This window comes from Sulfitobacter sp. 1A15299 (assembly GCF_043556915.1).
Lineage (GTDB): Bacteria > Pseudomonadota > Alphaproteobacteria > Rhodobacterales > Rhodobacteraceae > Sulfitobacter.
Genome location: NZ_JBIFFJ010000003.1, coordinates 115,342 through 131,641, shown reverse-complemented (window position 1 = coordinate 131,641; position 16,300 = coordinate 115,342). Strand labels below are relative to the sequence as shown.

13 protein-coding genes are annotated in these 16,300 nt (G+C 62.2%); 5 read left to right on the top strand and 8 right to left on the bottom strand.

The window, feature by feature from the left end; genetic code table 11:
• Positions 1 to 84 precede the first annotated feature (84 nt).
• Complete coding sequence (gene carA, locus ACGYK7_RS06010) at positions 85 to 1,245, bottom strand: glutamine-hydrolyzing carbamoyl-phosphate synthase small subunit (RefSeq protein WP_394399971.1); 1,161 nt, start codon at positions 1,243 to 1,245, stop codon at positions 85 to 87.
• A gap of 194 nt (positions 1,246 to 1,439) precedes the next feature.
• Here carA and ACGYK7_RS06005 point away from each other — a divergent pair, with 194 nt between their 5' ends.
• On the top strand, positions 1,440 to 1,898 hold the full coding sequence (locus ACGYK7_RS06005; protein WP_067262660.1) for a GatB/YqeY domain-containing protein: 459 nt from the start codon (positions 1,440 to 1,442) through the stop codon (positions 1,896 to 1,898).
• Between the two features lie 85 nt (positions 1,899 to 1,983).
• Here the strand turns inward: ACGYK7_RS06005 and ACGYK7_RS06000 are convergent, their stop codons facing one another.
• The 5 genes from ACGYK7_RS06000 to ACGYK7_RS05980 all read right to left on the bottom strand — a co-directional run bounded on the left by ACGYK7_RS06000 (position 1,984) and on the right by ACGYK7_RS05980 (position 8,531).
• Positions 1,984 to 2,466 carry a DUF2244 domain-containing protein gene (locus ACGYK7_RS06000; protein ID WP_394399969.1) on the bottom strand — a complete coding sequence of 161 codons (483 nt, stop codon included), beginning with the start codon at positions 2,464 to 2,466 and terminating at the stop codon, positions 1,984 to 1,986.
• A 79-nt stretch (positions 2,467 to 2,545) separates the two neighbouring features.
• Positions 2,546 to 2,920, bottom strand: coding sequence for a VOC family protein (locus ACGYK7_RS05995; RefSeq protein WP_394399967.1), 375 nt, complete (start codon positions 2,918 to 2,920; stop codon positions 2,546 to 2,548).
• Between the two features lie 49 nt (positions 2,921 to 2,969).
• Positions 2,970 to 6,410: a pyruvate carboxylase gene (locus ACGYK7_RS05990; protein ID WP_394399965.1), complete on the bottom strand. Its 3,441-nt coding sequence runs from the start codon at positions 6,408 to 6,410 to the stop codon at positions 2,970 to 2,972.
• Between the two features lie 101 nt (positions 6,411 to 6,511).
• The gene (locus ACGYK7_RS05985) at positions 6,512 to 7,660 is read right to left on the bottom strand and encodes an alpha-hydroxy acid oxidase (protein ID WP_394399963.1); all 1,149 of its coding nucleotides are present in this window, start codon (positions 7,658 to 7,660) and stop codon (positions 6,512 to 6,514) included.
• 97 nt (positions 7,661 to 7,757) lie between these two features.
• Complete coding sequence (locus ACGYK7_RS05980; RefSeq protein ID WP_394399961.1) at positions 7,758 to 8,531, bottom strand: hypothetical protein; 774 nt, start codon at positions 8,529 to 8,531, stop codon at positions 7,758 to 7,760.
• Positions 8,532 to 8,724: 193 nt separating this feature from the next.
• Between ACGYK7_RS05980 and ACGYK7_RS05975 the strand changes: the two genes are divergently transcribed.
• A complete protein-coding gene (locus tag ACGYK7_RS05975; protein WP_394399959.1) occupies positions 8,725 to 11,142 on the top strand; it encodes an ATP-dependent helicase in 2,418 nt (805 codons plus the stop codon).
• A gap of 237 nt (positions 11,143 to 11,379) precedes the next feature.
• Here the strand turns inward: ACGYK7_RS05975 and ACGYK7_RS05970 are convergent, their stop codons facing one another.
• A complete protein-coding gene (locus ACGYK7_RS05970) occupies positions 11,380 to 11,583 on the bottom strand; it encodes a DUF1127 domain-containing protein (protein WP_271693367.1) in 204 nt (67 codons plus the stop codon).
• Positions 11,584 to 12,191: 608 nt separating this feature from the next.
• Between ACGYK7_RS05970 and ACGYK7_RS05965 the strand changes: the two genes are divergently transcribed.
• A complete protein-coding gene (locus ACGYK7_RS05965; RefSeq protein WP_394399957.1) occupies positions 12,192 to 13,256 on the top strand; it encodes an Mrp/NBP35 family ATP-binding protein in 1,065 nt (354 codons plus the stop codon).
• A gap of 18 nt (positions 13,257 to 13,274) precedes the next feature.
• Here the strand turns inward: ACGYK7_RS05965 and ACGYK7_RS05960 are convergent, their stop codons facing one another.
• Positions 13,275 to 14,042, bottom strand: a complete 768-nt coding sequence (locus tag ACGYK7_RS05960; protein ID WP_394399955.1) for a hypothetical protein — start codon at positions 14,040 to 14,042, stop codon at positions 13,275 to 13,277.
• A 777-nt stretch (positions 14,043 to 14,819) separates the two neighbouring features.
• Here ACGYK7_RS05960 and mraZ point away from each other — a divergent pair.
• Positions 14,820 to 15,311, top strand: coding sequence for a division/cell wall cluster transcriptional repressor MraZ (gene mraZ / locus ACGYK7_RS05955; protein ID WP_394399953.1), 492 nt, complete (start codon positions 14,820 to 14,822; stop codon positions 15,309 to 15,311).
• A gap of 4 nt (positions 15,312 to 15,315) precedes the next feature.
• Positions 15,316 to 16,299, top strand: coding sequence for a 16S rRNA (cytosine(1402)-N(4))-methyltransferase RsmH (rsmH, locus tag ACGYK7_RS05950; RefSeq protein ID WP_394399951.1), 984 nt, complete (start codon positions 15,316 to 15,318; stop codon positions 16,297 to 16,299).
• The last annotated feature ends 1 nt before the right edge of the window (position 16,300 follow it).

Below are 16,300 nucleotides of genomic sequence, written 5' to 3'. Positions count from 1 at the left end.
CGTCGAGGTTCCGGAATGAGACTGGCAGGCGACCGTTAATCGAGAGTTAAAAGTCGCCTGCGCAATCAGTGCATGTAGAAAATTTTACGCGCTGCGCTCGGCCATCGCCTCGCTGAACCGCTCGAACAGGTAATAGCTGTCTTGCGGGCCGGGGCTGGCTTCGGGGTGGTGCTGGACCGACCAGATCGGGCGGCCATCGACGCGGATGCCACAGTTCGACCCGTCAAAGAGCGAGACATGCGTCTCGCGCACGCCCTCGGGCAGGGACTGGCCGTCGACCGCGAAACCGTGGTTCATCGAGGTGATCTCGACCTTGCCTGTGTCATAGTCTTTGACCGGATGGTTGGCGCCGTGATGGCCGTGGCTCATCTTGACCGTGGTCGCTCCAAGCGCCAGTGCAAGCATCTGGTGGCCAAGGCAAATGCCAAAGACGGGCAGATCGGTCTTGTCCAGAACCTCGCGGATCATCGGCACGGCATAGGCGCCCGTCGCCGCCGGATCGCCCGGACCGTTGGAGAGGAAGACGCCATCGGGCTCATGGGCCATGATGTCTTCATAGGTCGCAGTGGCGGGCAGCACGGTGACATCGCAGCCCGCAGAGGCGAGGCAGCGCAGGATGTTGCGTTTCGCGCCATAGTCCACGGCGACCACCTTGTGCTTGGCTTCGGTTTGGGGCGCGTAGCCGTCGGGCCAGGCCCACCGCATCTCGTTCCAGCGATAGGTCTGGGCGCAGGTCACGTCCTTGGCCAGGTCCATCCCTTCGAGCCCGGCAAAACCGCGCGCGGCGGCGACCAGCGCTTCGATGTCGAAGTTTCCATCCGGGTCATAGGCGAGAGCGGCGTGCGGCGCGCCTTGCTGGCGGATCGCGCGGGTCAGGCGGCGGGTGTCGACACCGCCGATGGCGATGCGGCCGCGCGATGCCAGCCAATCCGACAGCGGCTGAATGTTGCGCCAGCTGCTGGGCGTGGTGGGCATCCATTTGACGACCATGCCCGCGGCGACCGGATCGCCCGTCTCATCATCTTCGGGGTTGGTGCCGACATTGCCGATATGCGGGAAGGTGAAGGTCACGATCTGGCCCGCATAGGACGGGTCGGTCATGATCTCTTGGTAGCCGGTCATCGCGGTGTTGAAGCACAACTCCGCCACGGTCTGGCCGGTCGCGCCAAACCCCATGCCGTAGAAAATCGATCCATCCGCAAGGGCAAGGCAGGCGGTTGGGCGTGGGCGAGCGGGCGCGGACATGGGGCAGTCTCCGGGCAGAAAGGGGCGGGTAAACGGGTGGCAACCTAATCCCGCGCGGGCGCGGGGTCAATAGGGGGAGGGAAATGAGATATCGTTTCAGAACAGGGGGTTACCTATGGTCGCCCCCCATTGCTCCGCGCGGAGAGAGCAGGTAAGCTGCGACCCTTGGATTTAGCGAAACACAGGAAACCACCATGTCATTGCGGATGCGCATCTCGGATGCTTTGAAACAGGCCATGAAAGACAAGGCGGCGGACCGGCTTTCGACGCTGCGGCTTATCAATGCCGCGATCAAGGACAAGGACATCGCCGCCCGGGCCAATGGCAAGGATGAGGGCGTGTCGGATGCCGAGGTGCTGGGCATCCTCAGCAAAATGGCCAAACAGCGTCAGGAATCGGCGCGCGCCTATGAAGAGGGCGGGCGGCTGGACTTGGCGGAGCGCGAGCGCGAGGAGGTCGAGGTGATCGAAGAGTTCCTGCCAAGGCAGCTCAGCGTCACCGAAACCGCCGCCGCCGTGGACAAGGCCGTGGCCGATGTCGGCGCGACCTCGATCCGCGACATGGGCAAGGTCATGGGGCTGTTGAAAGAGCGGTATACCGGCCAGATGGATTTCGGCGCGGTGGGCCCGGTTATCAAAGACCGCTTGAGCTGAGCCGCGATTGAGTTGAAGGGCAGGGGACTGGGCCGCAAGGTCTGGCCCTTTTCAGTGTCTGGCCCTTTTCAGTGTCTGGCCCTTTTCAGTTTTGCAGGTGACGCGCCAGATCGTCGTAGAGCGCGATGCGCTCTTCTTCGCTGAGAAAGGCACCGATCTCAACCTCGCGGCCCTCGCCGCGTAGGGTGACGTAATGCGGCACGGGGCCGTCATCGTCATATTTCTTCACTTGGGTCCAGTAGCGGTTACAGTCCCAATCCTTGACCTCGCCCTTGGCGGTGGTGTGCACCAGCCGCGCCGTGGTGTCGTCGAGGGTCAGCACCTCTTCGATCTGGCGGGTGCGGTGATTGTGCTGCAAAGCCCAATAGACCGCCCCCAAAGCCAAAAGCACGAAGGGCAGCAGCCCCCAAAGCAGGGCGGTGCCGAGCATGGCGAAAAGCGGAATCATCGCCAGCGTAAAGCTGGCCAGCATGAAGGCCGCAAAGCCGCGCGCGGGCAGGGATTGATGCGGCCAAAGGCGCATCTGCTGCGGAGTGGCGCGGGGCGGGGTGGTCCATTCGTAGGGCATGGGATCGCTCAGGCTCAGTCAAAAGCCAAGATAGCGATGGGCCGGGCAATGGCAATGCGGCGCGGAGCCGCGGGAGGGGTCAATCGCCCAGCAAATCCCAGCGGTTTCCGAAAGGATCGCCAAAAACGGCCACTTTGCCATAGGGCTCATGACGCGGTTCTTCTTCGAAGGTCACGCCCGCAGCGGTCAGGCGATCAAATTCCGCCGCGAAATCCTTAACCTTCAAGAACAGCCAAACACGCCCCGCGCCCTGATTGCCGATGGCGGCGCGCTGCGCCTCTCCGTCCGCCCGGGCCAGGACGAACCCCGTCTCGCCGCCGGGCGGGGTGACGCGGACCCAGCGTTTGCGGCCTTGGTCGACGTCTTCGGTCAGTTCGAACCCCATGGCGCCGCAGTAAAAGGCGATGCCGGCGTCATAGTCGGGGACGATCAGGGTTATCGCAGAAAGATGCATCGGCTCGCTCCTTGTGAAGGCGCGGCAGGGGGCCGCGCCCGGGGGTGATTTACTCCAACTCGACAAGCAGGTCTTTCGCATCGATCTGGCCACCGGCCTGCACATGCACGGCCTTTACCACCGCATCGCGTTCCGCGTGGAGGCCCGTCTCCATCTTCATCGCTTCGATGGTCAAGATCAGGTCGCCCGCCTTGACCTGCTGCCCCGCTTTCACCCCGACGGAGGCCACGACCCCCGGCATCGGCGCGCCGATGTGATCGGGATTGCCTGCCTCGGCCTTGGGGCGCTGCACGGTGGCATCCTTGACCAGCCGGTTCGCCACGCGGATCATTCGCGGCTGGCCGTTGAGTTCAAAGAAGACCTTCACCTCGCCATCCTCTCCGGCCTCAGATTCGGCCTGAAGACGGATTTCCAAGGTTTTGCCGGGGTCGATCTCGGCCGAGATCTCCGCCCCCGGTTCCATGCCATAAAAGAAGGTATGCGTGGGCAGGGTGCGCACCGGGCCATAGACGCGGTGGCGGCCCATGTAGTCGAGGAAAACCTTGGGATACATCAGGTAGCCGCAGAGGTCTTCGTCGTCGATCTGCATGCCGTCCAACTGGTCGGACAGTTCCTTGCGCACGGCCTCAAGATCGACAGGGGCCAGATGTTTGCCGGGGCGTTCGGTGTTCGGCGTCTCGCCCTTCAGCACCTTTTTGACGATGCCCGCCGGGAAGCCATTCGGCGGCTGGCCGAGGTTGCCGCGCATCATGTCGATCACGCTGTCGGGGAAGGAGACATCGACATTCGGGTCTTCGACCTGCGCCCGGGTCAGCCCTTGGGAGACCATCATCAACGCCATGTCGCCCACCACTTTGGACGAGGGCGTGACCTTTACGATATCGCCGAACATCTGGTTCACATCCGCATAGGTGCGCGCCACCTCGGGCCAGCGGTCTTCCAGCCCCATGGAGGCGGCCTGCGCCTTGAGGTTGGTGAACTGGCCCCCGGGCATTTCGTGCAGGTAAACCTCGGAGGAGGGCGCCTGCATCCCGGTCTCAAAGGCCGCGTAATGGCCACGCACTTCTTCCCAGTAGTCCGAGATTTCGCGCACGGCCTTCATGTCGATCCCGGTGTCGCGGTCGGTATGTTGCAGGGCCGAAACCACGGTGCCGAGCGTCGCCTGAGAGGTGTTGCCCGAAAGCGCATCCATCGCGCAGTCGACCGCATCGACGCCCGCCTCAGAGGCCGCGAGGATGGTGGCCGTGGCACTGCCCGCCGTGTCATGGGTGTGGAAATGGATCGGCAGACCGACCTCGGATTTCAGCGCCTTGACCAGCACGCGGGCCTGGGCCGGTTTCAACAGGCCTGCCATGTCTTTCAGCCCCAGCACATGCGCGCCCGCGGCTTTCAGATCCTTGCCCATATTGACGTAATACTGAAGGTCGTACTTCGCGCGGTGAGGGTCAAAGATGTCGCCCGTGTAGCAGATCGTGCCCTCGCAAATCTTGCCGGATTCTACGACCGCATCCATCGCCACGCGCATGTTCTCAACCCAGTTGAGACTGTCGAACACGCGGAACACGTCGACGCCGGTATTGGCCGCCGTGGCCACGAATTTCTGCACCACATTGTCGGGGTAGTTGGTATAGCCCACCCCGTTAGAGGCGCGCAGCAGCATCTGGGTCATCACATTGGGCAGGGCCGCGCGCAGGTCGCGCAGGCGCTGCCACGGGCATTCCTGCAAGAAGCGATAGGCCACGTCAAAAGTCGCCCCGCCCCAGCATTCGACCGAGAAAAGCTGCGGCAGATTGGCGGCATAGGCGGGGGCCACCTTGATCATATCGAGGCTGCGCATCCGCGTGGCCAAGAGCGATTGATGCGCATCGCGCATGGTGGTGTCGGTGATAAGCAGTTGGCGCTGCTGGCCCATCCACTCGGCCACCGCCTCGGGGCCCTTTTGTTCCAAGAGGTTACGCGTGCCCATCTGCGGCTCGCCGCGCAGCACGGGCGGCTTCGGGTCACGCACATGGGCGGCGGGCAGGGCGTGGCCCTTGGTCTCTGGATGGCCGTTTACGGTGATGTCGGCGATATAGGTCAGCACCTTGGTCGCGCGGTCGCGGCGCTGCTCGAACTGGAACAGTTCGGGCGTCTCGTCGATGAATTTGGTGGTGTATTCGTTGTTCAGAAACGTCGGGTGCTTCAGCAGGTTCTCGACGAAGGCGATGTTGGTGCTGACCCCGCGCACCCGGAACTCGCGCAGGGCGCGGTCCATGCGGGCGATGGCCATCTCGGGCGTCGGCGCCTTGGCCGTCACCTTGGTCAGCAAGCTGTCGTAGTAGCGCGTGATGACCCCGCCCGCATAGGCCGTGCCGCCATCGAGCCGGATGCCCATGCCGGTGGCCGAGCGGTAGGCGGTGATGCGGCCATAGTCGGGGATGAAATTGTTCTGCGGGTCTTCGGTGGTGACGCGGGTTTGCAGCGCGTGGCCGGTGAGGGTGATGTCCTCCTGCCGCGCCTTGCCCGTCGCCTCGGCCAGTGGCTTGCCCTCGGCGATGAGGATCTGGGCGCGGACGATGTCGATGCCCGTGACATCTTCGGTGACGGTATGTTCGACCTGCACGCGGGGGTTCACCTCGATGAAGTAGAAATTGCCGGTTTCCATATCCATCAGGAACTCGACGGTGCCCGCGCATTCGTAATTCACATGGGCGCAGATGCGGCGGCCAAGCTCACAGATTTCGGCGCGTTGGTCCTCGCTCAGATAGGGGGCGGGGGCGCGCTCAACCACCTTTTGATTGCGGCGCTGGACCGAGCAGTCGCGTTCATACAGGTGGTAGATGTCGCCCTGTTTGTCACCGAGGATCTGCACTTCAACATGGCGGGCGCGCAGGATCATCTTCTCCAGATAGCCTTCGCCATTGCCGAAAGCGGCTTCGGCCTCGCGGCGCCCTTCGCGGACTTTCTCTTCCAGTTCCTTTTCGGACATGATCGGCCGCATCCCGCGCCCGCCGCCACCCCAAGAGGCTTTGAGCATCAGCGGATAGCCGACCTCGGCCGCTTCGGCGCGGATCGCGTCCATGTCTTCGCCCAGCACTTCGGTGGCGGGGATGACCGGCACCCCCGCCGCCATGGCGACGCGGCGGGCTGAGGCTTTGTCCCCCAAGGCGCGCATCGTCTCGGCCCGCGGGCCGATGAAGGTGATGCCGTTTTTCTCACAGGCATCGACGAAATCCGGGTTTTCCGACAGCAGGCCATAGCCCGGGTGGATGGCATCGGCGCCCGCCGCCTTGGCCACGCGGATCATCTCGTCGATGCTGAGATAGGCCGCGACGGGGCCGAGCCCCTCACCGATGCGATAGGCCTCATCCGCTTTGAAACGGTGCAGCCCCAGCTTGTCCTCTTCGGCGTAGACCGCAACCGTTTTCTTGCCCATCTCATTGGCGGCGCGCATGATGCGGATCGCAATCTCACCACGGTTCGCGATCAGGATTTTTTTGAAATCGGTCACTGGCTGGTCTCCCCTGCTGGTTTTAGAGGCAGCTTAGGGATGCTGCGGTGCAGCGCAAGAGGGCTGTGAACGTCTTTGTCACATTTCTGAAAGCTTTCCGATCAGAGCGGCGAGAGACCAAAGGGGGCTGGAAGGTTGCGCAGGTTCCGCGCGCCCAACTGTCCCATATTGGCGGTCAAGTCACGGGCAAGCACATCGATCAGGTGATCGACCCCGCGCGGCCCAAGGGCGGCGAGGGCAAAGTGGAAGGCCCGGCCCAGCATCACGAAATCCGCGCCGAGCGCGAAGGCGCGCAGAATGTCGAGACCCGATTCAACGCCGCTGTCAAAGATGACGGGCAATCTCGTGGCGGCGCGAATGGCGGGCAGCGCCTCGGCGCTGGCGGGGGCCGCGTCGAACTGGCGGCCTGCGTGGTTCGAGACCCAGATCGCATCGGCCCCGGCCTTTTCCATCTTCGTGGCGTCTTCGGGGCGCAGCACGCCCTTGATCACCAGCGGCCCCTCCCAATGGTCGCGCAGCCAATGCAGATAATCCCAATCGGGCGCGGTGCGCAGCAGATAGCCCACATGCGCGGTGGGCGGCAGGTTCGCGGTGGCCGTGCCTTCGGTGTATTTGTCGAGCATTTTCATATGCGGCAGACCCCGGCGCGCCATGCCCATCGCCCAAGCTGGGCGCATCGCGACCTGCGCCATCAGCCGTGGGGTCAATTTGGGCGGGCTGGTCAGGCCAGAACGGGTCTGCCGCTCACGGCGCGAGGCGACCGGAACGTCGACGGTCAGGACCAAAGTGGAGAAACCCGCAGCCTTGGCCCGCGCCAGCATATCGGTTCGAATTTCCGGGTCACGCGGCGGGTAGAGTTGGAACCAACCATGCGCGCCTAAATGGGGTGCGACATCTTCCGGGCAGGTCGCGGCCACGGTGGACAGGCCAAAGGGGATGCCGGCGCGATCCGCCGCGCGGGCAAGATGGGCTTCGGCATCGGGCCAGATCAGGCCGGACATGCCCAAGGGGGACATGCCGAAGGGCAGGGGAAGCCTTTGCCCCATCAGATCGACGCTGAGGTCAGGGGTGAATTCGCCGTGCAACACCGAAGGCATCAGCCCGACGCGGTCTAGGGCCGCGCGGTTGCGGTGTTTTGTGGCCTCCGTCCCGGTGGCGGAATCAAGGTATTCCCAAACGAATTTAGGCAGGCGCGACTGCGCGCGGCTGCGAAGGTCCGAAAGGGCGGGGTAGGTTGCATGTAGGTCCATGGCGGCATTTGCGCCAAAGGGTTGCGGTTTGTCCAGATGGTGCGGCTGCGTCGGAAATAGGTTGAGAGTGCTGCCGTCTTGGTCGGGCGCCGGAGCCCTACTGACGGAACGCCGAGCGGGCGAGGGGTGCGGCCTCGCTTACCTTGCGGCCCGGCGGTGTGGGTAGGTTGTCCGCCATATCCACGAGCGCCGCGATGGCTGCTTCGATTTCGTCGCCTTCGCTGGCGGCGGTGCCTTCCATGTCGATCAGGTGAACGGTCGGATTGGCCTCGGCGTCCAGCCGTTCCTGCGCGATCGAGCGTAGCTCTTGCATGGTGCTGTCGATGGCGCGGCAGAGCCCGGCCAGCATCCCCGCCGACCCGGTGAGCTTCGCCGGATCGATCAGCCCCTTTTCGGCGGCATCCAGCACCGTCGAGATTTGTTCGAGTTTGAACGAAGATGTCGCCGCGAAATAGCGCACATCCTCAAAAGCGAGGGTATCGCGGTTGTCCCGCTGCACCCGCTCTACAACGATGGCGCTGCCCACCACCCGGTCGAGGCCGCGGTAAGATTGCACATGATGCAGCGTGGTATCCCAAATCAGCGGCCCGCGCGGCATATGCAGCATCTCGCGATAGCGGATTTGCCCCACATTCGAGACGCAGCGCGCATAGCGTTCATTGACCGCCTCGGCCTCCTCATGGGGCATAAAACTGTGCAGGGGGCGGTTTATCACCTCGCTCATCACCATGCCGCTATGCGCCTCATGGGCGGTGTTGAGGGCCAAAAGTTCGAAATGCCCGCTGTCCGCGTTCAATTCGGCAATGAACATCGGCAGCTTGAACCGGTCAATCTCTCGGCGCAGTACCGAAGCATCATCGTTTCTGAACATGAGCGGTTCCTCTCGTTTATCGTTGTGTCAGCACATTGCCGCCAAAGCATTATCAACGGGTAAAGATTTCCCCCGCATTTTAAATTCACCCGGTTTTGCCCGCGGCGGTACCAAATCGGACTTGAATATCTTTCGAAAGAACATTTGAGGAACGTCTCTTTATCTCGTACCCTGGACGCGCTAGATTGCGGGCATGAGTGATTTTGACGAAATGGACGCCTTTGAGGGCGCCTCTCTCTCCGCCCGCGCCATGGCCGCGCGTCCGCAGCCTTATCTGGAGGGGTTGAACCCCGCCCAACGGGCCGCGGTTGAGACTTTGGATGGCCCCGTACTGATGCTCGCCGGGGCGGGCACCGGCAAGACGCGGGCGTTGACGGCGCGAATCGTGCATCTGCTCAACACCGGGCGCGCGCGCCCGCATGAGGTTTTGGCGGTCACCTTCACCAATAAGGCCGCGCGCGAGATGAAGACCCGCGTGGGCCAGATGCTCGGCCAGCAGGTCGAGGGGATGCCATGGCTTGGCACCTTCCACGCGATCTGCGTCAAGCTGCTGCGGCGGCATGCGGAATTGGTGGGGCTGAAAAGCAATTTCACGATTCTCGATACGGATGATCAGCTGCGCCTGCTCAAGCAATTGGTCGCTGCCGAAGGGATCGACGACAAGCGCTGGCCCGCGCGGATGCTGGCGGGGATCATCGACAGCTGGAAGAACCGCGCACTGACCCCGGACAAGATTCCGAGCGCGGATGCCGGGGCATACCATCATCGCGGGCCTGAGATTTACGCGCAATATCAACGCCGTCTGATCGAACTGAACGCGACCGATTTCGGCGATCTGCTGCTGCATATGGTGACGATTTTTCAAGCGCACCCGGATGTGCTCGCGCAGTATCAGCGCTGGTTCAAATATATCCTCGTCGACGAATATCAGGATACCAACGTGGCCCAATACCTGTGGCTGCGGCTCTTGGCGCAGGGGCATAAGAACATCTGCTGCGTGGGGGACGATGACCAGTCGATCTATGGCTGGCGCGGGGCTGAAGTGGGCAACATCCTGCGGTTCGAGACGGATTTCCCCGGCGCCCATGTGGTCAAGCTTGAGCAGAATTACCGCTCGACCCCGCATATCCTCGCCGCTGCCTCGGGCGTGATCGCGGGCAATGAGGGGCGTTTGGGCAAGACCCTCTGGACCGAAGAGACCGAGGGCGAAAAGGTCCGTCTGATCGGCCATTGGGATGGCGAGGAAGAGGCGCGTTGGATCGGGGATGAGATCGAATCCGCGCAGCGCGGCACAAGGGGGCTCGACCCTTTTTCGCTTGACGATATGGCGATTCTTGTCCGCGCAAGCCACCAGATGCGCGCCTTTGAAGACCGGTTTTTGACCATTGGCCTGCCTTATAAGGTGATCGGCGGCCCGCGGTTCTACGAGCGTTTGGAAATCCGCGACGCGATGGCCTATTTCCGCGTGGTTACCAGCCCTGACGATGATCTGGCGTTCGAGCGGATCGTGAACACGCCCAAGCGCGGTCTGGGCGAAAAGGCACAGCAGAAAATTCAGCGCACGGCGCGGGATCACGGGGTGAACCTCGTCGAAGGCGCGCGAATCCTTTTGGCGCATGGCGGGATCAGCGGCAAAGGGGCGGCGCAACTGCGGCTTTTGATCGACGGGATCGACCGTTGGTCGTCCATGCTGCAAGGTCCGCGGATCGAAATCAGCGAAGACGACGCGGTGCTTGACGATGGCGTCGCGCCGCTTCGGGTGGATTACGGCCCGCCCGAGGTGTCCCATGTCGAACTGGCCGAGATGATTCTCGACGAAAGCGGCTACACCGGCATGTGGCAGAATGACAAAACGCCCGAAGCGCCGGGGCGGCTGGAAAACCTCAAGGAGCTGGTGAAAGCCTTAGAAGGCTTCGAAAATCTGCAGGGCTTCCTCGAACATGTTAGCCTGATCATGGATAATGAGCAGGAGGGCGATGGCGAGAAGGTCTCGATCATGACGCTGCACGCGGCCAAGGGCTTGGAATTCCCCATGGTTTTCCTGCCGGGCTGGGAAGATGGGCTGTTCCCTTCGCAGCGTTCGATGGATGAAAGCGGGCTGAAAGGGCTCGAAGAGGAGCGGCGGCTGGCCTATGTCGGCATCACCCGGGCAGAGCGGATTTGCACGATCTCTTTCGCCGCCAATCGCCGGGTCTTTGGCCAATGGCAAAATGCGATGCCGTCGCGTTTCATTGATGAACTGCCCGAAGAACATGTGGATGTGCTGACCCCGCCGGGGCTTTACGGCGGTGGCTTTGGCGCGGCCATGCCGCAATCGGACCTGCATGACCGTGCGGCAAGCGCAAATGTCTATAATTCACCGGGTTGGAAACGCCTGCAATCGCGCAGTGGGGCGCGGGGCACCAGCCAGCCGCGCGAAAGCCGCAATGTCACGATCGACATGCAAGCGGTCGCCGCCTTTGAGATGGGTGAGCGCGTTTTTCACGATAAATTCGGCTATGGCGAAGTGATCGGCATCGAAGGCGACAAGATGGAAGTCGCTTTCGAAAAAGCCGGGACGAAGAAGGTCGTCTCGCGGTTCTTGACCGGCGGGAAAGACGTACCGTTCTAAATTAAACCCTGCGGTGGGCTGTCAAAAGCCTGCCTAAACAGGGCCTTGCAAACAAAAACGACGACACCTTGGGAGGAAGGTGCCGCCGTTTCTATGTCGGCCCGAAGCGTCGAGGGAGGGTCGGCTTCGGGTCTCCTTGCGGGGTCCGCCTCATTCAGGGAGGAGGAAGGTGACGCGCACCCCGGCTTTCAGACGACAGAACAGGGAGGGGTTCTGGCGTCCGATCTCTATCTCTGCTTAGCCGCGGGAAGATTCCCATGCGACGCGGCGCAGTTCGGAACGGCTCAGACCAAGGTCGGCCAGTTCACGGTTGCTCAACGCGCTCAGACCGTCGAAAGTTTCACGGTACAGACGGTGCTGTTTGTAGCGGGTTGCCAGTGCTTCGAATGCGCCGCCGATACGGGCGAAGACGGAAGTTGTGTTTGCGGTCGTTGTGTTCATGTAAGCCATTTCGGCGCCTCTTTTTTCATCCGTTGATCATCTCGTTGCCCGCTATTTACGCCCTTTCTGCATTTGCACAACGGGCATAAAGTCAATGCCGCTATGCAGAAAGCGCATAGGTTATGAGTGGCGCAACTTGTTGTTAAAAAACGGTTTTGCCCGCGCGGCAAGATGGCGCAGGGTCATAAAACTGTCATATGAGGGGAGGGGAAAGGGGGCGACGACATCTGGGAGGAGGTAGATGTCGCCGCCAATAACAGACACATCCGGGAGGAGGATGGACGCGTCTGGTCTTTCCAAACTCGGCTGCATCCGGGAGGAGGAGTGGATGCATCCAAGTCTTGGTAAAATCAGACACATTCGGGAGGAGGAGGAATGTGTCTGGTCTTTCCGAAAGCGGGGCGCTTGGCCCTGCCTATGACCTTAAGTTAGCGCTAATTGCTGCGGGTGCACAATATTTCTTTTTGCAATGCTGCTATGCGGCGAAAACATGGTGCCCCTGCGTAATCCTTGGGCATTGCGCCTGTTCCCTATGCAAAAAGGGCCGTCCCCTTGCGCTTGGCGCAGAACCTGCCATTTCAGAAGCCGTAATAGAGGAGAATTTGCGCATGTCTGTGACCAAAGCAGAAGTCGAAGCGGCGCTGGCGCGGGTGCAACTGCCCGATGGCAAAAGCCTGCTTTCCCATGATCTGGTCCGCGCGCTGGTGGTCGAAGGCGATAAAGTGCGATTCGTCATCGAAGCGCCCAATGCCGATGTCGCACGCCAAATGGCGCCCTTGCGCGACGCGGCAGAGCAGGTGGTCCGCGATCTGCCGGGAGTGGGCGATGTGTCGGTCGCGCTGACCGCGCATGGCCCCGCACCGAAAGCGCCCAGTCTCAAGATCGGCGGGCATCCCAAGCCGCAAGAGGGGCCGATGAAACCCTCGGGCGTGAAGCGCATCCTCGCCATCGGCTCGGGCAAGGGCGGTGTGGGTAAATCCACCGTTAGTTCCAACCTCGCCGTGGCGCTGGCGCGCGCGGGCCGCAAAGTGGGGCTGCTCGACGCCGATATCTACGGCCCCAGCCAGCCGCGCATGATGGGGGTCAACAAGCGCCCCGCCAGTCCCGACGGCAAGACGATCATCCCCCTGCAAGCCCATGGCGTGACCCTGATGTCGATCGGCTTCATGCTGGAAGAGGGCAAGGCCGTGGTCTGGCGCGGGCCGATGCTGATGGGTGCGCTGCAGCAGATGCTGGGGCAGGTGGAATGGGGCGAGCTTGACGTGCTCCTCGTCGACTTGCCGCCCGGGACCGGGGACGTGCAACTGACGCTCTGCACCAAGTCCGAGCTTTCGGGCGCCATCGTGGTCAGCACGCCGCAGGACGTGGCGCTGATCGACGCGCGCAAGGCGCTCGACATGTTCGCCACGTTGAAGACCCCGGTGCTGGGCCTGATAGAAAACATGTCGATGTTCGTCTGCCCGGACTGCGGTTCGCAGCATGAGATCTTCGGCCATGGCGGTGTGGCGGCGGAGGCCGAGAAGATGGGTGTGCCGCTTTTGGGCAGCCTGCCGATTGATCTCGATACCCGTTTGGCCGGGGATAATGGCACGCCGGTCGCCGCGGGCGAGGGGCCGATGGCCGATGCCTATGCCCGGCTCGCGAAGGGCTTGGTCGACGGTGGCATGGCCTGACGGGGGCGGCGCGGGCGGTTAGCCCAGCTCGCGCCCTTCGATCAGGTGGCCATAGAGCGTTGTCAGCATCGAGACAAAAACCAGCCCCTCTATAAGATAGAGCAGGGAATCCAGCATCAGCCGCAGGCCGGGGTCGGCAGGCAGCAGCATGCTGGCGATCACGCCGAGCAGCGTGTTCACCACCGCCAGCAAGACAGCCAGCGCCCAAAGCGTGCCGGCCAAAGGCTCGGTCGCGCGCCAGCTGTCGCGCACCGACATGACGTGGCCCAAAGCGGCGGCGGGCAGCACGAGGCTAAGCCGCAGCGCCAGCCAGAGGAAAGCCACCCCCGCCACCAATCCAATCAACATCAGCGCCGCCGGGCTCGACCCGGTCAGCCCGCCCAAGAGCAGCATGGCAAGGCCGATGGGAAGGGCCGCGAGAAACTGCACGAAGCCCAAAACGATGGCCCGCCAGACATAGGCCCAGAACAGCCCCATGCCCGGACGTAGGTCATCCTCGTCATGATTCAGCAGGACATAGCGGTGCCAAAGAATGGCCATCAGCGCATAGCCAAGGATGCCGGTCAGCCCGCAAGCGATCAGGATCAGAAGTTGACCCGCAGGCGGCGGGGCGGCGTTCTCGATCACCTGATCCATCGCCCCTAGCGCATCCCCCGCCAGCAGGCCCGCCGCTGCAGCGGCGCCCATTACCCAAAGCACCGCGGGCAGGATCACCCGCAGCGTGGTTGAAGGCGCGTGAAACAGCATGTTCAGCGCGTGGGTAAATAGAGCCGTGGCTTGGATCATGATGCACTCCCTCCGTTTCGCGCCATTACATGGCCTGGGTGGGCCGAAAGGACAAGATATCGCTGGCAGAAGGGTTCCAGCCTCTGGGAAAGCATGGGCCGCTGGGAGGGCATGGGAAAAGTCGCGGGAATGCATGGGAAGTCTGGGAAATCATGGGCGTCCCTTGCTCTCTTGGAGGACTTGGCCGATTCGCAGCTATGGGAAATGGGGCGCAAATGGGGAGCACTTCGCGCAATCGGCGGAACAGGCAACGAACACGTCCTGTGGATAACTATGTGAGCAAATTTTAGTGGGAAACTGTGGGATATTGTGCAGGTCGCAATTCGTTAACAAGATATAGTGTTGGGAGGCGGCCAGAACTCAAATTGAGCCATTTTCCGCCGAGAAAGTTATACCAGATGTTGTTCTCACAGCCTGTGCAAAACAAAATATTGGGCGGAAATCCAAAAAAAATGTAGACGCCCATCAATTCCCATGGCATCCCTAATGCATCGGATGAGAACGGGACACGGGGCAGCAAACGACCCCAAAATAAATCAAAACCTAGCAGGTTTCATACAGGCACCTCGCTTTCATCAGACCAAAGAGATCCGGCGCGCGAGCGAGCAGACATCCCCCCAGGTGGCGCGCGCAGTCGGACTTCCCCCGCCAAGCTGCGGGACGTGGGCGGCGGGTTGATCAGTGGCAGCAGATCAACCCGCCGTTTCCATTTCCGGGGCAGGGGAGCGAGGCGAATAACGAGTTTAAGCGCAAAGGCGCAAGAGGCAGGGACAACAAGTGAGCCGCAGGTTCAGAGGCGAAAGCCACCACAAGGTCGATACGAAGGGGCGGGTGTCTATCCCAGCCTCTTTTCGGCGTGTGTTGGAGGCGGGCGACCCGAACTGGAAGAACGGCGACAATCCTGAGCTGGTCATCGTCTATGGCGATCAGCGCCGCAACTACCTTGAATGCTACACCATGGAAGCCATCGAAGAGGTCGACGCCAAGATCGACCGCATGCCGCGCGGCTCCATGCAGCGCAAGGCGCTTCAGCGTCTGTTCCACGGCCAGTCTTTCCCGACCACGGTAGATGAGACCGGCCGTTTGGTGCTGCCCGCCAAGCTGCGCAACAAGATCGAACTCAACGGCGAGGCGTTCTTTATCGCCGCCGGTGACACCTTCCAGATCTGGAAGCCCGAAACCTACGAGACCGAGGAAGAGGCGTGGCAACAGGAACTGCCCGACGATGTCGATCCGCTCTCGTTCCTCGATGGTGATATGGAGATCTGAGGGAATGGTTGCTGCCTCTGATCCATCTGCCCCTCACACCCCCGTTCTGCTGCGCCCGATCCTATCTGCCGTGGCGCCCGTGGAAGGGGTCTGGCTCGATGGCACCTTTGGCGCGGGCGGCTACACCCGTGGCTTGCTAGAGGCCGGTGCCGCGCGTGTAGTGGCTGTCGATCGCGATCCGCTTGCCTTTGAGATGGCGGCGGCATGGGCCGGTGACTATGGCGATCGGATCACCATGCAGCAGGGCGTCTTCTCGCGCATGGATGAATATGCCCAAGACCTCGATGGTGTGGTGCTGGACCTCGGTGTCTCCTCCATGCAACTCGATCAGGCGGAGCGTGGCTTTTCCTTCATGAAAGATGGCCCGCTCGACATGCGGATGAGCCAAGATGGCCCCTCGGCTGCCGATCTGGTCAATGAGGCCGAGGAAGAGGTGATCGCCAATATCCTCTTTCAATACGGTGAAGAGCGCGCCTCGCGTCGGATCGCCAAGGCGATTGTCCGCGCCCGCGAAGAGGCGCCGATCTCCACCACGCTGGAATTGGCGAAATTGGTCGAAGGCTGCCTGCCGCGCGCCAAGCCCGGCCAGAGCCACCCGGCAACCCGCAGTTTCCAAGCGCTGCGAATTGCGGTGAACAATGAATATGGCGAACTTTTTCAAGGTCTTATGGCCGCTGAACGGGCGTTGAAGCCGGGCGGGAAACTGGCGGTGGTGACCTTCCATTCGGTCGAGGACCGGATGGTCAAACGCTTCCTCACCGCGCGGGCCGGGGCCGGGGGCAATGCCAACCGTTTCGCCCCCGCGCTCGAGCAGGCGCCGCCGCAGTTCACGCTGAAATCCCGCAAGGCGATCGGCCCCGATGCGCAGGAATTGGAAGAGAACCCGCGCAGCCGGTCGGCCAAGCTGCGGGTGGCCACGCGCACCGATGCGCACAGTGGTGAGATTGACGCGAAAACCATCGGCATGCCGATGGTCAGGGGGATCTGAG